Genomic DNA, 24,927 nt, shown 5'->3' with positions numbered 1-24,927 from the left:
TTAAAACTAAACCCAAAACCGGTTTTGTTATTAAAATGTTTCATAGTAGAGAACTAAAAATAAATTAAACATTGACCATCTGTTAGCTAACGATATCGAAGCTAGCCGTTTCAAAACTAAACATTGTGTGGAATGACGCCAAATGACTGTAGAAATAAATAAACTGAACAACCTAAGCAAAGATCTGCAACAGATTCTTGCTGGCGTTTATTCGCCAGAACAACTTTCACAACTTATTCCCCAACTAGTCAAATTAGCGTCCGAATCTCAAATGCCGATCAACGATAAGTTATGGGTTGACCAAACCGATATCATGCTCATCACCTATGGCGACTCGATCATACGAAAAGGCGAAGCACCACTTAACACACTACATAATTTTCTCAATCAACAAGCAAATAACGTACTTTCTGCTGTGCACCTTTTACCTTGTTATCCCTATACTTCCGATGATGGCTTTTCAGTTACCGATTATTGGCAAATTAACTCGGATCTTGGCGATTGGAGTGATGTTAAAGCGCTAGCCAACGATTACGATTTAATGTTTGATGGGGTTATCAATCATATTTCTCAAGCAAGTGAATGGTTTCAAGGTTATTTAAAAGGTAATGAGAAATATAAACACTATTTTGTCGAAGCCAACCCAGACAGAGATTATAGCTCGGTTACTCGGCCAAGAGCATTGCCGCTGCTCACACCGTTTGAAACGGCTTACGGCAGCAAGCATATTTGGACAACCTTTAGTGAAGATCAGATAGACCTTAATTTCCGCACTCCAGAAGTGTTTCAAAAAATAGTCGAACTACTGATATTTTATGCCAAACAAGGCGCGACATTTATCCGTTTAGATGCAATTGGTTTTATGTGGAAAGAACTCGATACCGCCTGTATTCATTTGCCACAAACTCATGCGTTGATCCAAGCAATGCGTGTTGTTTTAGATTATACAGCGCCACATTTAAAACTGATTACAGAAACGAACGTTCCTCATAAAGATAACATCAGTTACTTTGGTAACGGTGAAAATGAAGCGCACTTGGTGTACCAATTCCCATTACCACCATTGACCCTGCATACTCTGCAAACCGGCAACAGCGATAAAATTGTAGACTGGATTGAAGGCTTAGAACCATGCTCTAACAACACTACATTCTTCAATTTCCTTGCCTCACATGATGGAATTGGTGTTCGCCCAGTTGAAGGCATACTAAGTAAAGATCAAGTACAAGATTTAGTTAATGGAGTAGAACAAAACGGTGGTCGCGTCTCTTATAAAGATAATGGTGACGGCACACAAAGCCCTTATGAATTAAACATCAACTATTTTGATGCCATCCGAGACAATAGCGCCGACGAGCAAACTAACTTAAAACGCTTTATGGCTGCCCAATCCATATTACTCGCAATGGCCGGTGTGCCGGGTATCTATATTCACAGCTTATTAGGGTCAAAAAACGATCTCGAAGGGCTAGAAAAACTCGGCTACAACCGAGCGATCAATCGAGAAAAATTAGACGCCGATAGCGTAATTAAAGAATTAAGCGATCCTGGAACAAGACGTTATCAAGTACTAAAACGATTTGAACACTTATTAACGTTACGTAAAAAGCAACCGGCCTTTATGCCGAATGCTTCGCAACGAATTGTAAAAACCGATTCTCGACTACTGACATTAATACGCGATGAACAGATTGCAGTCGTCATCAATATTAGTAACCAAATAGTAGAACTTAATACCAGTATATTATTAGACCATTTAAATACCGACCTGATAACTGGGCAAAAAATAACCACAACCACTACGCTTGCACCTTACCAAGTTATGTGGCTATGCGCTAAATAACAAGAATGTCGACATTGTAAATACGACTTCAATAACTAAGAACATCAAATAAGGATAGGACGATGAAACTTAAGACCCTCACCCTCGGACTCGCGACAGCTGGTTTAATATTACCAAGTTTGGCGAATGCAACTACTGTAGAGTACTGGACAACACAAACTCAATCAGACCGAATCCAAACCATCGAGATTATGGCTGATGTATTTGAAGCACTTAACCCCGGAATCGATGTAAAGATCATTGGTGTAGATGAAAACGATATGCCAAAACAAATCGCTGCCGCAGCCGCTTCAAATACGTTACCAGATTTAATCGAGGTGGGCTCTAATCTATCATTGGCTTTCGCTGAAGAAGGCATTATTGATACTGCAGCAAACACTGATGTCATTAACACCCTTGGCAAATCACGTTTTTACGACGGCGCACTCACTCTAGTGGAAAACCCAGATCTGAAACAACATGTTGCGGTTCCTTATCGTGGTTGGGTTCAGGGTATTTGGTATCGTGCCGACTGGTTTAAAGAAGCGGGACTTGAGCCACCAACAACGTGGGACGCCATTGAAAAAGCAGCCAAGCATTTTTATAAACCTGAAGACAATCAATATGGCATATTAATTGGTACCAAAGCCGATAGCTATGCTGAGCAATGTTATACGCAGTTCGCTTTATCAAATGATGCCGGCCAGTTTAATAAAGACGGCGATCTTATCTTCAACTCAAAAGCGCAAGCTGAAGTGTTAGATTTTTATAAAACCTTGTCTCAATATAACCCTCCGGGCCCACAAACATGGCGTGCTCGCGACTACTATTTACAAGGTAAATTGGCCATGTTTTTCTATTCATCTTATATCCTAGATGATATCGCGTTGGCCGAAGCGGCCGCCAGTTCATTAAGCTCTGAAAACTTTAAAGATCTCAAAGGTGCAGCTTTTGATCCAAATTTAGCCAAAAACACGCGTTTAGCCACCACTATCACTAAAACATCGCCTTCATCGTTTGGTACTTTAGTTGGCTTTTCTATAATGAAGAACGACAACCAAGACGAAATCGATGCAACTAAAACATTCATAGAATATATGAATGAAAAAGATCAAGTGGTTGCATATTCACATATGGCGGTAGGTGGTCATTTACCAATGCTACGAGATATTGCCGAAACTGATGAGTTCTTAGACGATCCTAAAGGCATCTTCGCGCAATATGGTAAAGAGTCTATCAAAGAGATTGTTGCTGGCTTTGACAACATCAAAAACTTCTCTGTTGTAGATGGAAAAGCCTTCCCTGCTTCTGGTGAGATTTTTGCGAAACAAATTATTCCTCGAATGATATACAGCGCAACTATTGAGAATAAGGATACTCAAGAATCGTTAGATTGGGCAGATGAACAAATGCAACAAGTGGTTGCGAAGTAAGTTCAAAACTAGTTATGAAAGAAGCGTTGTATAGCTAAATCATTATCATAGAACTAAATCATCATTGTAGAAAAGAGAACGGGGCGTTCTGTCGCCCCCTTCTTCTTACAAGGGACACTCATGACTCCATTAGAAAGAGCTGAAGCAAGATTCGGTTGGAAGCTTGTTGCTCCAACAATCATTATTCTTAGCTTACTCATTCTTTACCCTCTTGTGTATAACATTTACCTGAGCTTTTTTGATGTTCAGCTAAATGGTGACAAAACATTTGTCGGGTTAGGAAATTACACAAAATTGTTATCAAATGCCGACTATTATGCCGCCATTGGTACCACAGGTTTGTACCTCTTTGGTACTGTTGTAGGCACAACTCTACTTGGCTTAGCGATGGCTTTGCTATTGCGTGAGCCATTTAAAGGAAGAGGATTAGTCAACGCGGCCATCATGCTTCCTTACGTTGCACCTGTTATCTCAGTAGTTTTTGGGTGGCAATTTTTATTCGACCCTATCTCCGGTGTGGTGAACTACATCATGGTCGATGTTTTACATCTGTGGGCCGAACGTACCAATCTTATTGGCGACCCAGATTCCGCCTTGTGGGTTGTGGTTATTTTCGATATTTGGAAACATGCGCCTATTGCTTATATGTTGATTTTGTCCAAATTGGTATCAATTTCACGCGATCAATATGAAGCGGCATCATTGGATGGCTACGGGCCAATCGGACGCTTTTTCCACGTAACACTACCAGAATTGCATTTTGTTTTAGCAACCGTGGTCTTGCTACGACTTATTTGGAACTTAAATAGATTTGAAGATGTGTATTTACTTGCACCTAACGTGCAAACCTTGCCTATCTTTACCTATTACCAAGCCTTTACAGGTGTTATAGATCAAGGCCTAGCGGCCGCAACATCAGTGATTCAACTTGGTGTTCTGTGTATATTTATCTGGTTCTACATCAAAAAAATCATGAAGTGGTAATTAATAATGCTAGCAAAAAAAACATTAAAAGGACGGTTAGGGTTCGTTTTAGCGGTGGGATTATTAGTCAGCTTTAGCTTACTACCCTTCGCACAAATCTTATCGACGTCACTCAAACATCAATTTGATTGGGGTAACCCATCACTTATTCCTCAAGTGATCAACCTTGACGCGTACAAAGAATTGCTCGGATTAACCGAACCGCAAGAAGTTGAAATACCGGCAGCCATTCAGAAGATTTTGGCTAATCCTAAGTTATCAGAGGAAAAAAAAGCGGCTATTTCGGCTAAATTCACGTCTAACGACAACCTATTTCCGTTTGGCAAATACATGTTCAACAGCGTGATATTCTCGGTAGGTGCCGCCACCTTTTCGCTTATTTTTGCGGTAATGGGGGCCTACTCTATTAGCCGGCTAAGGTTTAAAGGCAAAGTCGTTATACAACGCTCGGTATTATTTGTTTATATGGTGGGTGGGGTGTTATTGATGGTGCCACTGTATCAAATGGCCATGAATATCGGATTAGCTTCTTCGATGTGGGGCAGCGTATTTAGTTTATTTCTCATCTATATCGTACAAACCCTGCCTGTTGGTATGTACATGTTGGGTAACTATTTTCGCGGCATACCAATGGCACTAGAAGAAGCGGCAATGATGGACGGATGTTCCAGAACCGAAGCGATAATTAAAGTGGTACTTCCTCTCTCTTTGCCAATGTTAGCTACGGTATTTATTTACTGTTTTATTATTGGTTGGAACGAATATTTATTTGCCTCGGTATTTCTAAAACAATACCCAGAGTTTCACACTCTACCACTGGCTCTACAAGAGCTGTTTGTTTCTAAAAACGCAATTTGGGACCGTATAATGGCAGCCTCTATGCTGACTCTTGCTCCAATTGTAGTTTGTTTCTTATTTGCTTCTCGCTTTATGAAAGGCGGAAAAACTGAAGGCGGGGTTAAAGGTTAATCATGGCAGCTATAAAACTTAAAAATATCGTTAAGAATTACGACCAAACTAAAGTCGTAAAAGGGATAGATCTCGACATTGAAGACGGCGAATTTGTGGTACTTGTTGGCCCTTCAGGTTGCGGAAAATCAACCACTTTACGCATGATAGCCGGCTTAGAGCAAGCAACCTCTGGTGAAATTTCCATTGGTGATAGGGTGGTTAACGACATTGAACCTCAACATCGAAATATTGCCATGGTTTTTCAAAACTATGCGTTATATCCGCACAAATCGGTCAAAGAAAACATCGTCTTCGCACTACGTCGTTTGAAAGTGGAAGAAAGCGAAATTCAAAGTCGACTGGTAGAAGTGTCTGAAATGCTACAACTAGAAGAGCTACTGGAAAGAAAGCCGGCCGATTTATCTGGCGGTCAACGTCAACGAGTTGCAATGGGGCGTGCAATTATCCGTGATGCAGATGTGTTCTTATTTGATGAACCGCTTTCTAACCTTGATGCTAAGCTTCGTGGGCACATGCGTACTGAAATAGGCAAAATTCATAACAAATTTGGTCGCACAAGTGTTTATGTGACTCACGATCAAGTAGAAGCCATGACATTAGCCGATAAAGTTGTTGTACTTCATGATGGTCACATAGCACAAGCCGGAACACCGATGGAGATATATCTTAATCCCGTCAATATCTTTGTCGCCCAATTCATCGGTTCTCCTTCTATGAATATCATGCCCGGCACGTTATATAATGATTTTTTACAAATTGGTCATTATCAACTGCCACGCACAAAGCTCTCAAGTGTCACGTACAATCAAGCGATCCCTGAACAAGGTTTAGCGGTAAAAGTGGGAATTCGTCCTGACTTTTTTAACGATAAAAACTTTTTCGCAGAAGATGGAGAAAGCTTCACATTCGATAACATAACCGTCGATCTTATTGAGCCAATGGGCTTTGACAAAGAAGTGTTATTTACCCTTGGTGGTGAAAATGTTAAAGCTCGTCTAGATCTACGTTCAGAATTAGCCAGAGGCGAAAAAGTGGATCTATTAGTTGATCTTTCTCGCGTGTTATTATTTGACCAAGAAACAGAAAATCGTCTGTAAATTGATATAAATTAGGGGCCAAACTCTGGCCCCCTTGATACGATTTCCAAATATTAAATATAGAGTAATTTATGTCTATCAAGAAACTTGCTGAGCATCTGGGGATATCAAAATCCACCGTTTCCAGAGCATTAAATGGTTATACTGATGTGAACGCAGAGACTCGGAAAAAAATCCTGCTCGCGGCACAGGAAATGGGCTATAAAGCCAACCCGACAGCAAAACGACTAGCGTCAGGTAAGTCACGTAATGTCGGTATTATATTACCTGCTAGTTCTCGGATGTTTGTATCACCCGCTTTCTCTAAAGTTCTCGCCGGAGCGTCAGCGTTTTTAGCCAAGCACGAATATCAACTCATCGTAACCACCATATCTGAATGGCAAAATGAACAGCAGGTTTATTTAGATTTTATTACTAGCGGATTGGTTGACGGCTTATTTATTGTACGAACGCGCAGTAATGACGAGCGAATCGAGATGTTGGAAAAACACCAATTTCCGTACGTTTGCCACGGTTTTGATGCTAGCTATGCCATTGATAGCTTCGTCGATGTTGATAATAAAAAGGCATTTTATGAGCTAACCAAAAGACAAATATCACTCGGTCATTCTCGTATTGCTTTCCTTGATGCGCCCATTGAATTGACCTTATCTCAAGCCCGTCAACAAGGCTATATACAAGCCATGAAAGAAGCCAATCTGAGTATTGATAAACGTTGGCTTTTAAACGGTGATCTTAATGAAGGTGCGGCAATGACTATGACCAAAGAAGTGATGTCACTTGCCAAACGCCCTACTTCGATTTTGTGTGCCGATGACACCATGGCACTGGGTACAATAGCCGCTTGTGAAGAGCTCGGGTACCAACCTGGAGTTAACGTTGCTATTGCTGGTTATGGCGATTACGAACATAGCCGTTACTCCAAACCGTCCATTACCTCACTAAAATACGCAACCCATGATGTCGGTGAAGCGATGGCAAAACTTATGCTCAACAAACTAGAAAATAAGAAGTTCCAAGTTCAAAACTGGTATCTAGCCGAAATTATTGCTCGCCAGTCAGACGCTCAAGTGAATGTGAACTCATAAATACTCAATATAACAATATATAGGTTCAGATCTATCTAGACCTGAACCAGTTTGTGTTTATCTCTTTAAACATTAAAATGTTTAATCATTACTCCTCAATTGGTTGCACCAAAATATCCACCGAACTGCTATTGATCAATTGACGTGAAGTAGAAATAATATGGCTCCAAAAATCGTGATGGTGACCACATATCAACAGATCAACGTTATATTGTTCAATAATATCCGGCAGCTTGTTAGCAATATTTCCTGTTCCGACCAGCGCATACTCAATAGGTATTTGAGCACTCTGTATAAACTGCTGGAAATAACGATTGGTTTTATCATTTACATTTGATTTTTCTTCCGGCTTTGTCAAATCAAAAATCTCACTGTATATCTCACCGTGGCTACTATCAATGTGAACCAGTGACACATCAGCACCGAATTTTTCAGCGTAAACCGTCGCTTTATCTATCAGCGCTTTACTCTCTTCAGAAAGCTCAACTGCGACTAAAATATGTTTATACATAACGGTTACCCCCTCAAACTATAGTGACGAAAAACATAACGCTCTTAACAAGAATAGCACCACAAAACGACCTATTTTGCTCGTCTATTCTCATTTTTCAAAGCCCACAAATATCACCTTCGCATCATTACATAAAATTATTAAAATAATTAAATATAATAATTTTATGTGATTATTTGTTCGCCCTATAATCTCTTCATCGAGACCAATAAGCACAAAGACAATAATAGAGAGAACAAAATGAAAATGAATCACGTAGGTATAATGGTAAGTAATATGGATAAAGCGGTTGAGTTTTATACCAAAGCTTTAGGCTTAACCGTCATCATGGAAAAATCTGAAATAATAGAAGAAAAAGAGACCGCGATTGGCGCCATGTGTATCGCTGTATTTGGCGAAGGGTTTAAAGGATTTAATATTGCACACCTTGTAAGCAAAGATGGCATTGGCTTTGAACTTTTCGAAATGAAAGAGAGAGAAGAAAAACATAAAGTCGACTTTTCAAAAATCGGCCTATTCCACTTTTGTTTAGAAACCGACGATTTTGAGGGCGTAATTGACAAAGTTGAACAATATGGCGGCAAAGTACGAATGGATATCATGAGATATCATCCGGAAGATGACAATAGACCGTATAAGATGGTCTATTTACAAGACCCGTTTGGCACACTTTTCGAACTGTATTCGCATCCGTATGCGGAAACCTATTCTTCAGAGTACGAATAAATAGCGCCATTAACCTATAAGCTAATTAAGCTAATTAAGCTAATTAAGCTAATTTTAAACACGTAGGCCATTACGCTTATCAAAACACTTAGCCTTTCAAGGGTAAAGTCTGACTTTACCCTTTATTTACAGTTTAAGTATTATAGTTCCTTGAGCGTTATAGTCACTTTGTCTACAATGAGCTACTTTTTATTGGTGATAGACAGAGAATATGAACGATACAACCGCAAAACCCGAGTTACCAGATCGCCTTTCAGGCAATCCACGTAGCCCACATCATCTAGAAGCTTGCTTTGCTCATCAGATAGGAATTCGCTTAAATGGCAAAGAACGTTTCGACGTTGAAGAATACTGCATTAGTGAAGGTTGGGTTAAAATTCCATCACCTAAAGCACTAGACCGTCGTGGGCAACCCATATTGATCACGTTAAAAGGCATAGTCGAAGCATTTTATCGTTAATCACCTATCTTGAATCAATCATGAAGAGTCAAGCCTAGATGAAAATTGACTCCTTATGATTGTGATTTTATTTCTGAAACTCGTGAATAAACGCGGTCGTATCATTATATGGGATAGGTTTTGAATAGTAGTAACCTTGTACGATATCGCAGCCATTATCCACTAAAAAATCCACCTGCTTTTTAGTTTCTGCTCCCTCCGCAACTAATTTTAAATCCAACGCCTTTCCAAAATTAATAATAGCTCGGACAATTGCTTTATCACTAGGGTCGACAAAAATGTCTCGCACGAAACTCTGATCGATCTTTATTGTATCGATAGGAAATTTTTTGATATAAGTAAAGCTTGAGTAACCCGTACCAAAATCATCAATAGAAATCTTGATCCCCATTTTTTTCAAAATCATCAGTTTCTGGCGAGTTTTCTCGATGCTCTTAGCCAATACACCTTCAGTGATTTCGAACTCGATCAAATTCAAATTTAGATTTGAATATTTTTCAAATATATTTTTAACGCTCGACATAAAATCATCGTCGTTAAACTGTAAGGTGGAAATATTTAAACTAACAATATGCATTAAACCATCAGCTTGCCATTGGTTCGCATCTTTACACACTTGCTCCAGAACAAAGGCGCCAAGTTGTACAATCAGGCCACATTCTTCTGCTATTGGAATAAATAAACCCGGGGGTATAGGCTCGCCTTGGGCACTTTTTAATCTTAATAAAGCTTCCACCCCGACCACTGCATGATTAGATACATCCACTTTAGGTTGATAGTGCACTTCAAATAACGATTCTTGTAACGCATAACGTAAATATTTTTCTATTTCATGACGTTGCGACATTTGTTCAGCCATCTCGCCAGAAAAAAAGTGCCAACCATTTTTACCCTTTGCTTTGGCTAAGTTCATGGCGGTATCGGAATGTTTATATAGTTCTTCAACATTTTGTGCATCATCAGGGAAAATACTGACTCCAATACTACAACTTACCTCATAACGTTCCCCATCTAAAATAAAGGCGTCACTGAGCGTTTGTTTGATCTTATTTAAGTAATTAATAATCGCTGCTTGACTATCTATTTGAGTCAAAATAACGGTAAATTCATCGCCTCCCTGACGACTTAACGTATCAACATTTCGCGTTATGTTTCCTAAACGATCGGCTACATATTTTAGAATAGTATCACCAACAGCATGCCCCATTGCATCGTTTATGTGTTTGAAGTTATCGACATCCAATATTAACATTGCGACCAGTTGTTCATTGTCTTTTGCACTATCAATCGCATACCTAGCTCTGTCTTGTAACAACATTCTATTTGGCAGACCTGTTAATGCATCATGATTAGCAAGATGCGTCATTTTTAAAGACATCGCTCTTGCTTCACTCACATCATGAAAAACGATAATCCCGCCCAATACTTGGTCATTAGTATCAAGAATAGGAGCCGCTGAATCTTCCACTTCATAAATGGTGTTATCGGTACCAACTAATGTGGTATTAAACGCCATACCTACTACCCTTTTTTCACCCATGGCAGTATAAATAGGGTTGTTTAACTCAAAATTTCGGCTTGCATCTTTTAATGGCATAACTCGTTCAATTGATTGAGTCAACGCGGCCTCATTACTCCAACCTGTTAGTGATTCAGCAATCGGATTCATAAATGTGATCTTACCCGTGATATCGGTAGTAATAACCGCATCACCAATAGAATTTAACGTGACGCGCAATAACTCTTTGTCTTGGTGTAAATCAACTTGCAGTGCTTTTAGCGGCGTTATATCGTTGAGCAACATAACAAACCCTTTAAAAACACCGTCAACTAGTGTGGGGACGAGTGAAGCTGTAACAAAGATTTCGTTGTTAACATCTTGATAAGATTTTGAATTATCTGCAGTTTTAGTTAGCGTAAAGTCGATATCAAGTGGTGTTCCTAATGGAAGAGCCTCTACAGCTAAGCTTAGTGATTCAACCGTATTTTGGTTTAATCCTTCACAACCCTGAATCACTTGCATGAAATTTTTCTTTAGCAACTCTTCGGTATCTAAACCAAACCAATATCCGTCATAATCATTGCTAAATACATTTTGTGCATGTTCATCCCAATAAGAGACAAAAACAGGTAAATGATAAATGATGGTATCAAGAGTACTTCGCGCTAACTTCAGATTACGCTGTTCTTCTTTTAGAGCGAGTTGAGTTTTGACTCGAGCTCGAGCAATCTTTTGATTAATCGGCTTTTGGATAAAATCGACTGCTCCCATTTCGAGCGCTTTTAGTTCACTTTGGCTGTCACCTTGAGAGGTGATAAACATAATAGAAGTATATTTTAGTTCAGAGTTGTCTTTCAGTACGTTGTACACCTGATAACCATCTAAATCTGGCATTTGAATATCTAAAAGTACTAAATCTGGCTTAATCGTAGCTGCAAGCTGAATAGCTTCACTACCATTGGTAGCAAAATAGAGCTTCCCTAACTCACGCATAGACTGTTTAAGTATATGTATGACGGAAGGATCATCATCAACAATTAAAATTTTATTTTCATGTACTTTCGACTCATTCGCCATGCAATTCACTTACTATTATTCTACTTAACCTTACTTAAGTATACTTAAGTCGTAGCAGTAGTAAATGAATACCATATAATCTATTCATTTAAATTATAAGAAGTTTTTATGTAATTATTATATTAGTTTTCCCTATTTGGCTAATGTAGATGCTCTACTTTTTGAGGTCATTACACTTATGCAAAATAAATCATATTCATAAGTGTAAAGACACAATAGATTAACAAACAAACATAATTAACAATAAGCCTCTTCAATAGTTATTTGATATTGCTTTGAATCAACTTCAGCGGCTTCGACAATATTCGGCTCTATTTGACCGATTTGGAGCATATGGTCAATTAACTTCTGTCTTAGTACCGAAACAACATGCTTATGACTCCTAAAACCAATGATATTATTTAACTCCCACGGGTCAGCCATCAAATCATATAGAAAATCTTCAACATAGGTATTGTCTTCTACTAGTCGAATGCTGTATTTCCAACGGCGAGTTCGAATACAACGCCCAACGTGAGATTCACTAATCTCTGCATAAACATAATTTCTAAACTGGCAATCAACTCGATTAACTAAAGGTAAAATGGACTGCCCACTCATATAATCTGGAACCGGAATATCACAGGCATCCAATAACGTTGGAGGTACATCGATTAAGCTAATTGTGTTCGGCAACCGTCCTCCTCTAGCAAACTGAGCACCCGACCAAACCATCGGCACTTTGAGCGAAGAATCATGACAAGAGCGCTTATATTCAGTGTTTCTTGTTTTGAAATGACACCCATGATCACTCGTGAATAAAACAATAGTATCATCCAGTAAATTTAAACTTCTTAGTGCATCTTTTAATCGACCATACGCTTCATCTATACGCTTCACCATTCCATAATAGCCTGGAAGATGCTGTGCAGACGTGCCTGATAAGGCTCTAAGATCGGGTGGAGTCCATGCATCAATATATCGTGATTGATAGCCTGTAGGTGCGGGATAATCATCTCTGGTATTTTGCATATGTGGTTCAAGTAACGATACCATCATAAAGAATGGAGAGTCTTTGTTTTCATCAATATAGCGAATTGCACGGTCAACCGTTGCATCAACTCGATAACCAGGAAGACGCACTTCATTGCCCTCTTCATCATACAAAACCGTTTCATAAGCGTCCGAAATCGACTCTAAAATATTGGCTGCGCACCAAGTTTTATAGCCTCCTTGTGGTTGTGAAAAAGGCGCAGTATCACAAGCATGCAAATGCCACTTACCAAAATAGGCAGTATTGTAGCCAGCATCATTAAAATAATGGGCTAAAGTTAATTCGTCGGTCGGTAAAATATCATCATTAGTATTACATTGAATTTCAGACGCATATTTACCGGTCTGTAAGCATGCTCTGGAAGGCAAACACACGGGTTGTGCAGTAAACGCATTTTCACAATGCGTACCATTCAATGCATCGTAATCCAAGTTAGGAGTAAGATCTAAAGGATTGCCATGCACACCCAATGTGTCCGCTCTTTGCTGATCAGTAAAAAAGATCAAAACATTTTTCTTTTTCCCCATTTCATCTTCTCCTAATAGTTAATAAATAAAATCCTAGCGAATTTAACTCTAGTATTGTACAAGAAAAAAGCATGGACAATACTATTAAACTAGCAGTTTGACAAACTTCACATTTTTCTCTAAAAAATGAATAACCAGTTAAATTATTTGATCTAAATCTCTTTATTTTAGTGGTTTTTATCTATTATTGGCCGTGTTGATAACATTTTATTAATAATTCCACTGTGAAACATTAACGATTACAAACCTACAACAATATGGATAATACAACTATAACGGAGCGAGTCATGAAGAAATTAGTCAAAAAGATAAGCGCAATACTATCGCTAGGATTGATAGCATTCTCGGCACAATCAGCCACTGAAAATTGGCCGACTAAACCGATTACAACGGTTGTTCCATGGGCTGTAGGTGGACTTGCCGACCAAGTAAACAGAGCGATGGCGCAATTTGGTGCCGATGAATTTGGCCAACCTATTGTCCCAACAAATAGATTAGGTGCTGGAGGTGTGGTTGCTTTAACTGAATATCTGCGTGAAAGACCGAATACCACTAAAATTATTTATGGTAGTGAAGGTAACTTCTCAATTAGTCCAAAAACAAATAAAGTCGCTTACAAATGGGAAGACTTTACTCCTATTATGAACATTTATACGTCTTCGTTTGTACTGGTGGCTAACCCTGAGTCTGGTATTGAGAACTTTGAAGACTTAAAAAATTACGGTAAAAATAAAAAAGTGCTGTTTGGTGTCAATGGCCTTAACGGAACTGAATTTTTAATCATTTCAGCTCTACTGTCTGAAATGGGCATTGATTATGAAGCGGTCGGCTTTAATGGCGCAAATGAAGCAATGAATGCCACTATATCTGGCGATGTAGTATTAGCCGTAACGCATGGTTCATTAGCTAAAGAGTATGTTAAAGCGGATGAACTTGAAGCTATTTTAGTGTTTGATGAAAAACCACTTAAAACGGATGTATACGATCTGCCTCCTGTAACAGAATTTGGATACGACACTTGGATAGTAAATCGCATGATGATGTTAACTCGCAAAGGGACAGACCCACAATTAGTACAAGAAATACGTAATCATTTCCTTAATATTTTGCAGAACCCTAAATTCCAAGAAGTCGCGGATAACCTAGGGGTAAATATCGATCCGATTGATGGTGATGGACTGAATCAGCATGTAGAAACCACAATAGAAAAAGTAAATCGTTTCTGGGAAATTGCTAAAAAATAATCAATCAAAAGGTATCAAAATGAAAATAACCACCAACATCATAGGTAGTGCCCTTTTTATAGGACTGTCATTATTTATTTTATATGCAATACCAGAACAAATATTGGCTAGTTCGAATGTAGGGATTAATGCTCAATCTTTCCCTCGTTGGATCACTATCTTGATGTTGGTGAGTAGTATTTTCCTTTTCATTAATGAAGTACGGTTACAAATCAAACAACAAACGGAAGAGAAAGCATTCAAAATTGAACTTAACACTGAGATGCGATCACTACTATTTATTGTATTAATTGTCGCTTACGCTTTAGCCACCCCTAAAATAGGCTTCTTATTTTCCTCAATCGCATTCAGTATTCTTTCTCTGATTTTTTTTAGAATCACCAATATGAAATATACGTTATTTCTCGTTGCCTGCTGTTTGTTGGTCAATTATGTATTCAAAAATTTGTTATTAGTACAGCTGCCATAGGAATGAATAATGGATAGTTTATTTGCAGATGGATTCATTGCTTTTTTCACCGCATCGAGTTTCATTTATTTAAATATTGGTTTGTTACTCGGCTTGGTATTTGGCTCTATTCCCGGCCTCACTGTTATGTTGTGTTTGGTTTTATTTATGCCATTCACATACACTATGGATGCTATTTCCTCATTTATGTTTCTGCTCGGTATTTACTGTTCGGGAAGCTACGGTGGTTCAATTTCTGCGATCTTAATAAAAACACCAGGGACACCTCACGCAGCAGCAACAATGCTAGACGGTTACCCGATGGCTCAAGCAGGCAAACCTAATAAAGCCTTGTTGACAGCTTTATATGCCTCTGGTTTTGGTGGAATATTTAGCGCGTTAGTCTTATTGTTTGCAGCACCATTAGTGGCCAATATTGCTTTAAACTTTGGACCTCCCGAATACTTTATTTTATGCATTTTCGGCTTACTCATTATTTCTGGTGTCAGCAGCGGAAATTTAGTAAAAGGAATAATGGCGGGTTGTCTTGGATTATTATTATCGACAGTAGGAATGGACAGTATTAGTGGTGTTTTCCGTTTCACCTTTGATGATTTCAATCTGTATGGTGGGTTAAATTTGGTTATAGTTCTTATTGGTTTATTTGCTATTTCGGAAACGATATCTAATGCCAGTAAGTATAATAAAACGCGCCAATCTGAACGCCTGTCCACAACCAAAGACACGCAAGATACGCTGTCACTGAAAGAGTTTTTTGCCTCATATTTAGTACTTTTCCGCTCATCGGTTATTGGTACTATCATTGGTTGCATTCCGGGGACAGGCGCCTCAATGGCCTCTTTTCTTAGCTATGATACTGCTCGTAGAAACTCAAAAAATAAACAGCAATTTGGTAAAGGATCAATAGAAGGTATTTCGGCGGCAGAGTCAGCCAACAACGCGGTTACTGGGGCAACACTCATTCCTTTACTCACTTTAGGAATACCTGGAGATGCGGCAGTAGCGATACTACTGGGCACATTGATGATAAACGGATTAACTCCCGGACCCAATTTGTTTCAAGAACATGGTGTAGAAGTTTATGCGGTTATGATTGGTCTCATATTCATCAATATTTTTATGTTAATTCAAGGTCGTTTGTTGATGCCTTTTTTTGCCAAAATCACCAAAATTGACTTCGCATTATTAACGCCGCTCATCGTTATATTCTGTTTTGCAGGAACATTTTCAATTAATAACACCATGTACGATATTTACGTTTCAATTATATTTGGTGTTATTGCTTACATATTGATCAAACTTGAATTTTCGCCTATACCAATTTTACTGGGCTTAGTGCTTGGTAATTTAACTGAAATGAACCTAAGACGAACAATTACCATGGCTCAAGGCGATTGGTTCATATTTTTTGGTCGCCCAGCCTCACTGGTTCTTATTGCTATATTTATTAGTTTACTAGTTTGGTTTGCTTATTCTCGTATAAAACAAGTTCGCACAGTAAACAAAGAAATACAACAACAGACATAATATAATAATAGGTGCTTTATTCTTATTTAAGAATGAATTTATTTTTATTACTTGTTATGAATATTTATTAAAAAAGAAAATAGCATTAGCTATTTTCTTTTTTAAATTGATTTGGGCTTCTACCAACATTTTTCTTAAACACTCTTGAAAAATAAAGCGGATCATTGTATCCAACTAACTTTGCAATGTCGCTAATAGAATCGCCAGTGTTTGCTAGCATGTTTTTTGCACAAGAGATGCGCTGTTCATCTCGCCACTTTATAATACTCATATACACTTGATTTTTAAATAAATTCATTAATCGAGACTCAGACAAATTAACTTGTTCTGCTAGGTATTCAATCGAATAATCTTTATCTAAGTTACGCGAGATAATATCAATAACCTTTAAAACACGCTCATCATAACGATTACCATAAATACTAGGCTGTAATGACTTACATTGAATAATCAGCTTCTCCAAAATCGCATAGGCAATTTCTGTACTCAAAGGCAAATCACTCTTAATATTTTTCTCAATTTTTATAAAGTTTCTATTTAATACATCAATATCTTTTTGATTAATGATATGTGATGTATATATGCTACCTATTTTTTTGTCCCAAGATAACCATTCTTGCCAATGTTCTCTTGGGCGAAAATACACCCAACGTCTTTCCCATGACTCAAAATCTGGATTTCTAAAATAATAATGCGGTACAGATGGTGGCAATAGCAATATGTCATTCTCTTTCACTACAAAGGTTTCATTATCACTCACAAGCAAACCACTGCCTTTGGTCGTGATATTTAATGTAAATCCTTTCATACCATTTGGTCTATTGACTAAAAAATCTCTATTATTATCTTTTTCACTGTAGGTACGACCTGACATTAAATCATTACCAAATTGATAATCTGGTTTGGAAGGGTCTGTTTCCACATTAAGTCCTTTCTATTTATACTAAGAGAACATAAAAAATATCATTAAAGTATACACTGTTTATTCATTGCTGTAAGTTTCACTTTAACCCACTCTATATTTATAGCAAGGCTATATTATCAAACCATACCATCATTAAATATACTCTGAAATTTATGCCTAAGATCATACTTATTAATAAGGATATAAAGTAAAGTACCACTATTAATAAAAATTAATAACCTTATTAGAAAGCTGAAATTATTTTTTCTATGTCGCTAAACTAAAACGAAGACACTTTTTTCATCCCGAAGCAATGTTTACTATTTATTCGTTGTACTCGCTTGAACAGCCATTCTAATACTGGGTTTAATATGCTTCAAGACAAGGAATAACAATGACCTCAACTATCGGTTGCCATGTAATGGCAAAACCTTCCGGTTCAGTCTGCAATATAGATTGTGAATACTGTTTTTATTTAGAGAAAGAGATGCTCTACCCTGAGCGGCAAGCTAATTGGCGCATGTCAGACGAAACATTACAAGTCTTCATTAAGCAACATATCGAAGCACAACCTAACAATACAGTCGAATTTGCGTGGCAAGGCGGCGAGCCAACTCTACTCGGCATAGAGTTTTACCAAAAGGTTGTCTACTTGTGCGAAAAATACCGTGGTAATAAAACCATTAACCATGCGTTCCAAACTAATGGCATACTTTTGAATGACCAATGGTGTCAATTCTTTAAAAAACATCACTTTCTTATTGGCATATCCATTGATGGGCCAGAAGATTTACATGACCGCTATCGAGTAACACGTAGTAAAAAAGGCACACACGCAAACGTGCTGGCGGCGGTTAATTTACTTAAAAAACATAACATCGAGTTTAATACTCTCACTGTTGTTAACGCAGAGAATGTAAAGCATCCTTTGCGCGTTTATCAGTTCTTAAAATCCATTGGCTCGACTTTTTTACAGTTTATTCCCTTAGTAGAACGCAGTACTCAAACCTCACATAATGATACACACCTCCTTGCTGGGCCGTCCGACTCACTTGCAAAAATGACACCTTGGTCGGTAGATCCAAAAGAATATGGGCAATTCTTAACTACGATTTTCGACTATTGGGTTCGCCACGATGTTGGTTCTACCTTTGTACAAATGTTTGATTCGACATTAGCCAGTTGGACTGGTAACGCAAGTGGAATCTGCATTTTCTCCAAACAATGTGGCCATGTTTTGACACTAGAGGCGAATGGCGATTTGTATCAATGTGACCATTATGTTTACCCAGAATACAAACTCGGAAATATTCATAACACAGATATTTCTACGCTAAACAACAGTGACAAGGCGATACAATTTAGTGTCGATAAATTCACTACCCTAAACAAGAAATGCCGAGAGTGCCGTTACCAATTCGCCTGCTTTGGTGGCTGCCCAAAGCATAGATTTAAACAAGGGCCATCCGGTAAACCCGATCATAACTATTTGTGCAGTGGTTACTTTGATTTTTTTCGCCATAGTGAGAAAGCTATGCAAGTAATGGCTCAATTGCTCAGGCAACGTCGACCCGCTGCAGAAATCATGGCCTATTATGCCATACAAGATAACGACACCGGAAAGCCCGAGCCTTCTATTCGTATAGGCAGAAATGAACCGTGTCCATGCGGCAGTGGAAAAAAATTCAAAAAATGTTGTGGTTAGCTAATAAAACAAAACCTCAAGCTGCCCTTTTCTATCTTGTGATATAGCAACGTTGTTTGTTCACAAACCGTGATCAAAGACACTAAATTACAAATCAATAACCGAAATTTTTTGTAATGCGATTTAGTTCCCAAATGAGCGTCTATTTGTATTATAAGATGACATTGTGATTTCAAATCAATGTGAGCAATTATTCTTTTGTACTACTAAATATTACAAAATTGCAGTTCATTGATTAGCTATAAATTACTTAAATTTGGATTTGAAAGTTTAGTATTTAACACTTTAGCATATAAAAACAAGGATTTCGTGAATGAAAAAGACTCTGATATCGCTAGTTGCAGCTTCTGTACTAGCCACTTTTACGGTTAATGCCAAAACACTTACCCTAGGCCACGCAATGAACCTAAACAGTGCGGCTCACCAAGGTATGGTTTACTTTGCAGATAAAGTAAAAGAAAAATCAGGCGGCGATCTAGACGTTAAGATTTTTCCAAACGGCATGCTAGGTTCAGAACGTGACCAAGCTGAACAAGTTGTTACTGGTGCATTGGACATGGCTAAAATCAATGGCTCTTTAGCCGAGTCGTTCGAGCCAACATACAAAGCTATCTCAATTCCTTATCTATTCCGTAACGCTGAACACATGCACGACTTTATGCGTAGTGAAGCGGCTGAGAAACTGCTTGCTTCAAGTAAAGGTAAAGGTTTTGTCGGTGTAACATTATACGACTCAGGTTCTCGTAGTTTTTATAGTGCTAAGCCAATTAACACACCAGAAGATCTAGCCGGTTTGAAAATTCGCGTTCCTGAATCTCCAACTATGATGGAAATGGTTCGTCTACTTGGTGCACGTGCGACGCCAGTACCATTTACTGAAGTTTATACGGCTCTTCAACAAGGCGTTATTGACGCAGCTGAAAACAACATTTCTAGCTTGGTAGAAATGAGACACTCAGAAGTAGCGAAGTTCTACGCGATGGATCAACATATGATGACCCCTGATCTTATCATGATTTCTGAAGCTACTTGGGGCAGCTTAGACGCGGACGAACAAAAAATCGTTAAAGAAGCGGCACTAGAATCTATGGAAGAAGAGATCAAAATTTGGGCGGCTACTGACGCTAAAAACATGAAGATTGCTAAAGAATCTGGCGTTACCTTTATCGAGGTAGATACAAGTAAATTCCGTGAAAAAGTGCTGCCTATGATTGAAGAAGCGAAACAAGATGAAACGTTAAAAAGCTACATAGAAGCAATTGAAGCTCTATAAGCTAACTTCTACATTTAACTACTTGCCCTCCCTATTTGGAGGGCTTATTTTCTGATATTGATTTGGAGTGAAGATGTACTCAATTTTACGTCAATTTAAAACTTTTCTAGATAAAGCTATTCTCACATTTTGTGGTTTCGCTATTGTCACTCTAGTCATAACCGTTACCTGGCAAGTATTTAGTCGTTATGTTCTCAACAACCCAAGTTCGTTCACCGATGAACTGGCAAGATACACTATGATCTGGTTTGGTCTTGCAGGAGCCAGTTATTTATTCGGCAAAAATGGCCACTTAGCCATTACATTGTTCATCGACTCAATCAAAGTAACCCACCGTAAATATTTTCATTTGTTAATTAATTTAGTTTCTATTGTCTTCATCAGTTTAGCCATGGTCAAAGGTGGTCTACAGCTAATGGGCAGAACAATGATGCAATTTTCGCCTGCATTACAAATCCCAATGGCTTACGTTTATTTCATCTTACCTCTTGCTGGGGTGCTTATGTTGATCTATCTCGCTCTAAATACCGTTGAAGTATTTGCTCCTAACCAATCAATTAAGGAAGACAAATAATATGGATATCTCAGTTGGTTTTTGGCTGTTATGCCTATTCCTTTTTCTAATCGCATTTAGCGTACCTATCGCCATTGCTATCGCCATGTCTTCATTGGTGATCATGTGCTCTATTCTTCCTATGGACGTCGCCTTTATGACGGCGGGACAGAAAATCGTTACCGGTATCGACAGTTTCAGTTTGCTTGCCATACCCTTCTTTATTTTAGCTGGTAACATAATGAACCGTGGTGGTATCGCCACTCGCTTAGTGCAATTCGCCAAAATAATAGTAGGCCGAATGCCTGGTGCACTCTCTCACGTAAATGTGTTAGCGAACATGTTATTTGGTTCTGTGTCTGGGTCTGCGGTTGCCGCCGCAGCAGCAGTTGGTAAAACACTTGAACCTGAATTAGAAAAAGAGGGATATGATAAATCGTATTCAACAGCAGTAAACGTTGCTTCATGTCCTGCTGGATTGCTTATTCCACCAAGTAACTCTTTGATCGTTTTTTCAGTTGTAAGTGGCGGTACATCAATCGCAGCTTTGTTTATAGCAGGTTATGTTCCAGGCATTTTAATGGGGCTCAGCTGTATGGTTGTAGCGTACATTATTGCCAAGAAAAAAGGTTATAAGAGTGCTGCTATTGAACTGACTATTCGCGAAAAGCTGGTTATTACATGGCGTGCGATACCAAGTTTGGGGTTAGTTGTAGTAGTAATTGGTGGCATAATCGGTGGTATATTTACCGCGACAGAAGGGGCTTGTATAGCGGTATTGTACTCGTTTGGGTTATCGCTCTGTTATCGAACCCTTGGTCTCAAAGAGCTACGAATGATCTGTGTCGAAACAGCAGAGATTACCGGTATTATGCTGTTTTTGATTGGCGCATCGACCATCATGTCTTGGGCAATGGCGTTTACTGGCTTGCCAAGTATGATAAGCGAATGGATGCTATCTATTTCTGATAATCCAATTATTATCTTCATTCTGATGAACATAATCTTGCTTATTGTTGGTATGTTTATGGATTTAACGCCAGCGGTACTGATATTTACGCCAATATTCATGCCTATTGCAACACAACTAGGTATGCATCCAATCCACTTCGCTATGATGATGATATTCAACTTGTGTATTGGTATTGCCACCCCTCCAGTGGGAACGGCATTGTTTGTGGGTTGCAGTGTAAGTGGGGCCAAAATTGAAAGCGTAATACGATCAATACTGCCATTCTGTGCGGTACTTATTGTCACGCTGTTACTGATTACGTTCATCCCATCAATCAGTCTAGCTTTACCAAGAGCGTTTGGTTTAATTAACTAATTTTACCAATTGCGACTAAAAAGGGGCGGGAGATTAATCACCTGCCCCTTTTTAGTCGCTAAAAGAAAACAGTGACTAAATGAAAAGCTAAAGAATAAGAAAATTAAGCAAAAAAAGTAACGGGTTGGTTATCTTTTCGCTGTTGTGCGTCACCTGTAGTTGGCCAAGGACCATTCATCGTCGTTACTTTGTGCTCTGCGCGTATAAAAAGACTAAATTCGTAAGCAACAAATAGCACCGTCAATACAAATGCCAACCAAACCATATATATTATTGATAACCCAAACTCAGTCATAATCTAATTCTCATCTAACAGTCACTAATTAAAATTGTGCAGTACGCCAAGATTGACTTCATATTAATGTCGTCTAAGTTGTTACCCTACAAGCTTTGTTTACCCATCCTGATTACAACTTCTGCCTACAGCCTTTATGCTATGTGTACAATTATCAACCAGAACAAAGCTAAGTAAAAATTGGCAATCTCTATTATATCGATAGATGATCTCTATTAGACAGGGATTAGCGATGAGAAATACCGCTCAAAACCGGCTAATTTAAAATACATATAATATGACCTCCGATGTTTAATTGTGACATTAGTTCAATAAATATGTCAGATTACTTTACACCTATCATCATACAAAAATTTAAATTACTTTAAAATCAATAAGATAACAAATGGCATGTATATTGCTTAAATTTAGGTGGTATTGAAATATAAATAAGATTTAGTGTCTATTTAGCTCAAAAAATAAAAAATCACTATTAATTGGAGGTGTTATGCCTAGTTTTAAAAGGTATTTAAAGGTTGTTTCTATAGGATTGGTTTCGGCAATAATGTCTTTGTCCGCTAACGCAGCGCTTATTGTTGAACAGTATAATGATTATTGGAGTACAGATCTTAGCGCGTTAGAGTATTACGCTGCTAATAATACAGCAAATACAATTACCGAGTGGGATTACATTGATTTTACTGATGACCCGGCAGGTTTTGCTGGTGATATTGCAGGTAGTAACCCTTGGCCTTCAGCTTCTCAAGCTGGGGTAACAGGTGGCTCAGCAAGTCTTAACGACCAGTTCTTTGTTCGAATTACAGGTGATTTTTCAGTTGCAAGTGATGCGAACTACTTTTTCCAAACGTATAGCGATGATGGCATCTTCCTATATATTGATGGTGAGCTGATTATTGATGATCCAAACCTTCATGCAGAGCAACGACGCTCTGGTCAAAAAGATTTAACTTCAGGTATCCACAGTATGGAACTGTATTTCTTTGAAAATGCAGGGGAGGCTTCACTAGAATTAAGCATAGCTTCCGAGTATTCAACTGCTTATACTCATTTCAACGATGTAAATAGTGTAGCAACAGTAGTAGACATTCCAGAACCCGCTTCTTCTCTTCTATTTGCTATGGGCTTAATAGGTTTGGCTTCTCGACGTCTATTTCGCAACACCGTAAAATAGTGTCAGAACCAATAGTTTTACAATAAAGGGGCCTCAATGGCCCCTTTTTGTCAGCTTTTTTTACAATCCAAAATCACTCTTGTATTAATTTCAAATCCATTGAATAGTAAATTTTAATGTTGAAGAGTCACTACCGCTGGTACAATTTCCGGGAGTTGTCCATCTAGCGGTAATATCATTCATTAAATTATTCGCGTCCACTGCATGTGCATCGGCACTTAACCATTGCGTACCATCATTTAGATATAATGATAAACTGGCACCAGAGCAAGAAGGCGAGGATAAACTATAATAATATGCACTGGCTAAGCCGGAAGGAATGGTTACAGATTGACCATCGATTACTGGTGTTAAAGTGAAATCTTTCTCTACGCTGCTCGTTAAACCTGCTTGAACCAAATCTCCAAAATTCACTTCATTCTCTGTTTGTAAGTTGATCGTGGTATGTGCCCTAACGCGCCTTAGATAAAGAGTATACCCGGGACCACTTCCGACGCTTCTCGCAGTTTGACCATCATACAAAACATACGAAATAGAGCCCGTATTAAAATTATAGCTATCGTAAACATCAGGCATTAGCGTATTAAAATCAAGATTAGCCCACACAACCTCAAACCCTAAACTGCCATTATTACAAGTTAACCCCTTTCTATTAGATATATTCGTATACAGAGTACAGTTATTAGGTACTGTCAAAGATGTTAAGGCAGGTATCAACGCCCCGTTAGGTGCGATTAGTGAATAAGAATCAGGTTGAGGAGAAGGCTCATAAATGTCAGTGCTAGATTGTAGATAAAAACCTATTGGCCACGTGTACAAACTAATGAAACGACCTCCATCAACATAATTCCCCGTTTCAAGACTTTCGGCTCGAAAGGTTACAGTTGATGTACTCGAGTCATAAGAATAATTTGGACTAGTATAACCAGCACCTGTGTTTATTCCACCTACTTGAGTCACCTGTATAATTTCTGTGTATCCTGGTGTCTCGTACGTCTTAATTATATCGGACACACTCAAATAATCATCGGCAACTGTTTCAAACGTTGATAATGAACACAACATCGTAGTACCAATAAGTATTTTACGCAGTCGTACTTTTTTAATCATAACTATAATCCTTCGCTATCAAAAGCAAACTAACACTGAAATAGCCACTCAACCAACATTAGCTGTAAAAAACATATTTTGCACTTGATACTCAATACAAACCCTTGTCATCCTGCTT

At 38.4% G+C, this 24,927-nt stretch carries 22 protein-coding genes; 16 read left to right on the top strand and 6 right to left on the bottom strand.

The features are described from left to right. Positions 1–142 precede the first annotated feature (142 nt). The 6 genes from R3X26_RS15880 (at position 143) to R3X26_RS15855 (ending at position 7,396) form a co-directional block, all read left to right on the top strand. On the top strand, positions 143–1,843 hold the full coding sequence (locus R3X26_RS15880) for a sugar phosphorylase (protein ID WP_317718308.1): 1,701 nt from the start codon (positions 143–145) through the stop codon (positions 1,841–1,843). 62 nt (positions 1,844–1,905) lie between these two features. Then, positions 1,906–3,255, top strand: a complete 1,350-nt coding sequence (locus R3X26_RS15875; protein WP_317718307.1) for an ABC transporter substrate-binding protein — start codon at positions 1,906–1,908, stop codon at positions 3,253–3,255. Between the two features lie 120 nt (positions 3,256–3,375). Beyond that, positions 3,376–4,239: a sugar ABC transporter permease gene (locus R3X26_RS15870; protein ID WP_317718306.1), complete on the top strand. Its 864-nt coding sequence runs from the start codon at positions 3,376–3,378 to the stop codon at positions 4,237–4,239. Between the two features lie 6 nt (positions 4,240–4,245). Continuing rightward, positions 4,246–5,208: a carbohydrate ABC transporter permease gene (locus tag R3X26_RS15865; protein WP_317718305.1), complete on the top strand. Its 963-nt coding sequence runs from the start codon at positions 4,246–4,248 to the stop codon at positions 5,206–5,208. A 2-nt stretch (positions 5,209–5,210) separates the two neighbouring features. Beyond that, positions 5,211–6,308, top strand: a complete 1,098-nt coding sequence (locus R3X26_RS15860) for a sn-glycerol-3-phosphate ABC transporter ATP-binding protein UgpC (RefSeq protein WP_317718304.1) — start codon at positions 5,211–5,213, stop codon at positions 6,306–6,308. A gap of 71 nt (positions 6,309–6,379) precedes the next feature. Next, positions 6,380–7,396, top strand: a complete 1,017-nt coding sequence (locus tag R3X26_RS15855) for a LacI family DNA-binding transcriptional regulator (RefSeq protein WP_317718303.1) — start codon at positions 6,380–6,382, stop codon at positions 7,394–7,396. 88 nt (positions 7,397–7,484) lie between these two features. On the opposite strand, the gene R3X26_RS15850 is transcribed toward R3X26_RS15855, so the two are convergent. Next, complete coding sequence (locus R3X26_RS15850) at positions 7,485–7,907, bottom strand: universal stress protein (RefSeq protein WP_317718302.1); 423 nt, start codon at positions 7,905–7,907, stop codon at positions 7,485–7,487. Between the two features lie 240 nt (positions 7,908–8,147). Between R3X26_RS15850 and R3X26_RS15845 the strand changes: the two genes are divergently transcribed. Continuing rightward, on the top strand, positions 8,148–8,633 hold the full coding sequence (locus tag R3X26_RS15845) for a VOC family protein (RefSeq protein WP_317718301.1): 486 nt from the start codon (positions 8,148–8,150) through the stop codon (positions 8,631–8,633). A gap of 211 nt (positions 8,634–8,844) precedes the next feature. Next, positions 8,845–9,093, top strand: coding sequence for a DUF3297 family protein (locus R3X26_RS15840; protein ID WP_317718300.1), 249 nt, complete (start codon positions 8,845–8,847; stop codon positions 9,091–9,093). Positions 9,094–9,160: 67 nt separating this feature from the next. On the opposite strand, the gene R3X26_RS15835 is transcribed toward R3X26_RS15840, so the two are convergent. After that, positions 9,161–11,671, bottom strand: coding sequence for an EAL domain-containing protein (locus tag R3X26_RS15835; protein WP_317718299.1), 2,511 nt, complete (start codon positions 11,669–11,671; stop codon positions 9,161–9,163). Positions 11,672–11,908: 237 nt separating this feature from the next. Then, complete coding sequence (locus R3X26_RS15830; RefSeq protein ID WP_317718298.1) at positions 11,909–13,231, bottom strand: sulfatase-like hydrolase/transferase; 1,323 nt, start codon at positions 13,229–13,231, stop codon at positions 11,909–11,911. Positions 13,232–13,518: 287 nt separating this feature from the next. On the opposite strand from R3X26_RS15830, the gene R3X26_RS15825 reads away from it, so the two are divergent. The 3 genes from R3X26_RS15825 to R3X26_RS15815 are packed head-to-tail and all read left to right on the top strand — an operon-like array spanning position 13,519 to position 16,471. Further along, complete coding sequence (locus R3X26_RS15825; protein WP_317718297.1) at positions 13,519–14,475, top strand: tripartite tricarboxylate transporter substrate binding protein; 957 nt, start codon at positions 13,519–13,521, stop codon at positions 14,473–14,475. A gap of 19 nt (positions 14,476–14,494) precedes the next feature. Continuing rightward, positions 14,495–14,944 (top strand): tripartite tricarboxylate transporter TctB family protein, encoded by a 450-nt coding sequence (locus R3X26_RS15820; RefSeq protein WP_317718296.1) that lies wholly within the window; start codon positions 14,495–14,497, stop codon positions 14,942–14,944. A gap of 9 nt (positions 14,945–14,953) precedes the next feature. After that, positions 14,954–16,471 carry a tripartite tricarboxylate transporter permease gene (locus R3X26_RS15815; protein ID WP_317718295.1) on the top strand — a complete coding sequence of 506 codons (1,518 nt, stop codon included), beginning with the start codon at positions 14,954–14,956 and terminating at the stop codon, positions 16,469–16,471. Positions 16,472–16,556: 85 nt separating this feature from the next. On the opposite strand, the gene araC is transcribed toward R3X26_RS15815, so the two are convergent. After that, positions 16,557–17,393 carry an arabinose operon transcriptional regulator AraC gene (gene araC, locus R3X26_RS15810; protein ID WP_317718294.1) on the bottom strand — a complete coding sequence of 279 codons (837 nt, stop codon included), beginning with the start codon at positions 17,391–17,393 and terminating at the stop codon, positions 16,557–16,559. A 376-nt stretch (positions 17,394–17,769) separates the two neighbouring features. Here araC and R3X26_RS15805 point away from each other — a divergent pair, with 376 nt between their 5' ends. From R3X26_RS15805 to R3X26_RS15790, 4 genes are all read left to right on the top strand, one after another. Further along, a complete protein-coding gene (locus R3X26_RS15805; RefSeq protein WP_317718293.1) occupies positions 17,770–19,080 on the top strand; it encodes an anaerobic sulfatase maturase in 1,311 nt (436 codons plus the stop codon). A gap of 313 nt (positions 19,081–19,393) precedes the next feature. After that, positions 19,394–20,353, top strand: coding sequence for a TRAP transporter substrate-binding protein (locus R3X26_RS15800; protein WP_317718292.1), 960 nt, complete (start codon positions 19,394–19,396; stop codon positions 20,351–20,353). An 82-nt stretch (positions 20,354–20,435) separates the two neighbouring features. Next, on the top strand, positions 20,436–20,927 hold the full coding sequence (locus R3X26_RS15795) for a TRAP transporter small permease (RefSeq protein WP_317718315.1): 492 nt from the start codon (positions 20,436–20,438) through the stop codon (positions 20,925–20,927). Between the two features lies 1 nt (position 20,928). Next, on the top strand, positions 20,929–22,233 hold the full coding sequence (locus R3X26_RS15790) for a TRAP transporter large permease (protein ID WP_317718291.1): 1,305 nt from the start codon (positions 20,929–20,931) through the stop codon (positions 22,231–22,233). 103 nt (positions 22,234–22,336) lie between these two features. Here the strand turns inward: R3X26_RS15790 and R3X26_RS15785 are convergent, their stop codons facing one another. After that, on the bottom strand, positions 22,337–22,528 hold the full coding sequence (locus R3X26_RS15785) for a hypothetical protein (protein ID WP_317718290.1): 192 nt from the start codon (positions 22,526–22,528) through the stop codon (positions 22,337–22,339). Between the two features lie 487 nt (positions 22,529–23,015). Here R3X26_RS15785 and R3X26_RS15780 point away from each other — a divergent pair, with 487 nt between their 5' ends. Further along, a complete protein-coding gene (locus tag R3X26_RS15780) occupies positions 23,016–23,699 on the top strand; it encodes a PA14 domain-containing protein (protein ID WP_317718289.1) in 684 nt (227 codons plus the stop codon). Between the two features lie 90 nt (positions 23,700–23,789). Here the strand turns inward: R3X26_RS15780 and R3X26_RS15775 are convergent, their stop codons facing one another. Then, positions 23,790–24,809 carry a hypothetical protein gene (locus R3X26_RS15775; protein WP_317718288.1) on the bottom strand — a complete coding sequence of 340 codons (1,020 nt, stop codon included), beginning with the start codon at positions 24,807–24,809 and terminating at the stop codon, positions 23,790–23,792. Positions 24,810–24,927 lie beyond the last annotated feature (118 nt).

This window comes from Vibrio sp. TH_r3 (assembly GCF_033101115.1).
GTDB lineage: Bacteria > Pseudomonadota > Gammaproteobacteria > Enterobacterales > Vibrionaceae > Vibrio.
Note: the sequence above shows the minus strand (reverse complement) of the source record. Positions and strands in the feature narration are given on the sequence as shown.

What these genes read in the sequence shown, in the direction of transcription:
- R3X26_RS15875 (WP_317718307.1), top strand. Translation starts at nt 1,906, where the DNA reads ATGAAACTTAAGACCCTCACCCTCGGACTCGCGACAGCTGGTTTAATA.
- R3X26_RS15780 (WP_317718289.1), top strand. Translation starts at nt 23,016, where the DNA reads ATGCCTAGTTTTAAAAGGTATTTAAAGGTTGTTTCTATAGGATTGGTT.
- R3X26_RS15845 (WP_317718301.1), top strand. Translation starts at nt 8,148, where the DNA reads ATGAAAATGAATCACGTAGGTATAATGGTAAGTAATATGGATAAAGCG.
- R3X26_RS15880 (WP_317718308.1), top strand. Translation starts at nt 143, where the DNA reads ATGACTGTAGAAATAAATAAACTGAACAACCTAAGCAAAGATCTGCAA.
- R3X26_RS15865 (WP_317718305.1), top strand. Translation starts at nt 4,246, where the DNA reads ATGCTAGCAAAAAAAACATTAAAAGGACGGTTAGGGTTCGTTTTAGCG.
- R3X26_RS15870 (WP_317718306.1), top strand. Translation starts at nt 3,376, where the DNA reads ATGACTCCATTAGAAAGAGCTGAAGCAAGATTCGGTTGGAAGCTTGTT.
- R3X26_RS15830 (WP_317718298.1), bottom strand. Translation starts at nt 13,231, where the DNA reads ATGGGGAAAAAGAAAAATGTTTTGATCTTTTTTACTGATCAGCAAAGA.
- R3X26_RS15820 (WP_317718296.1), top strand. Translation starts at nt 14,495, where the DNA reads ATGAAAATAACCACCAACATCATAGGTAGTGCCCTTTTTATAGGACTG.
- R3X26_RS15800 (WP_317718292.1), top strand. Translation starts at nt 19,394, where the DNA reads ATGAAAAAGACTCTGATATCGCTAGTTGCAGCTTCTGTACTAGCCACT.
- R3X26_RS15790 (WP_317718291.1), top strand. Translation starts at nt 20,929, where the DNA reads ATGGATATCTCAGTTGGTTTTTGGCTGTTATGCCTATTCCTTTTTCTA.
- R3X26_RS15850 (WP_317718302.1), bottom strand. Translation starts at nt 7,907, where the DNA reads ATGTATAAACATATTTTAGTCGCAGTTGAGCTTTCTGAAGAGAGTAAA.
- R3X26_RS15840 (WP_317718300.1), top strand. Translation starts at nt 8,845, where the DNA reads ATGAACGATACAACCGCAAAACCCGAGTTACCAGATCGCCTTTCAGGC.
- R3X26_RS15775 (WP_317718288.1), bottom strand. Translation starts at nt 24,809, where the DNA reads ATGATTAAAAAAGTACGACTGCGTAAAATACTTATTGGTACTACGATG.
- R3X26_RS15785 (WP_317718290.1), bottom strand. Translation starts at nt 22,528, where the DNA reads ATGACTGAGTTTGGGTTATCAATAATATATATGGTTTGGTTGGCATTT.
- R3X26_RS15815 (WP_317718295.1), top strand. Translation starts at nt 14,954, where the DNA reads ATGGATAGTTTATTTGCAGATGGATTCATTGCTTTTTTCACCGCATCG.
- R3X26_RS15835 (WP_317718299.1), bottom strand. Translation starts at nt 11,671, where the DNA reads ATGGCGAATGAGTCGAAAGTACATGAAAATAAAATTTTAATTGTTGAT.
- R3X26_RS15855 (WP_317718303.1), top strand. Translation starts at nt 6,380, where the DNA reads ATGTCTATCAAGAAACTTGCTGAGCATCTGGGGATATCAAAATCCACC.
- R3X26_RS15825 (WP_317718297.1), top strand. Translation starts at nt 13,519, where the DNA reads ATGAAGAAATTAGTCAAAAAGATAAGCGCAATACTATCGCTAGGATTG.
- R3X26_RS15805 (WP_317718293.1), top strand. Translation starts at nt 17,770, where the DNA reads ATGACCTCAACTATCGGTTGCCATGTAATGGCAAAACCTTCCGGTTCA.
- R3X26_RS15860 (WP_317718304.1), top strand. Translation starts at nt 5,211, where the DNA reads ATGGCAGCTATAAAACTTAAAAATATCGTTAAGAATTACGACCAAACT.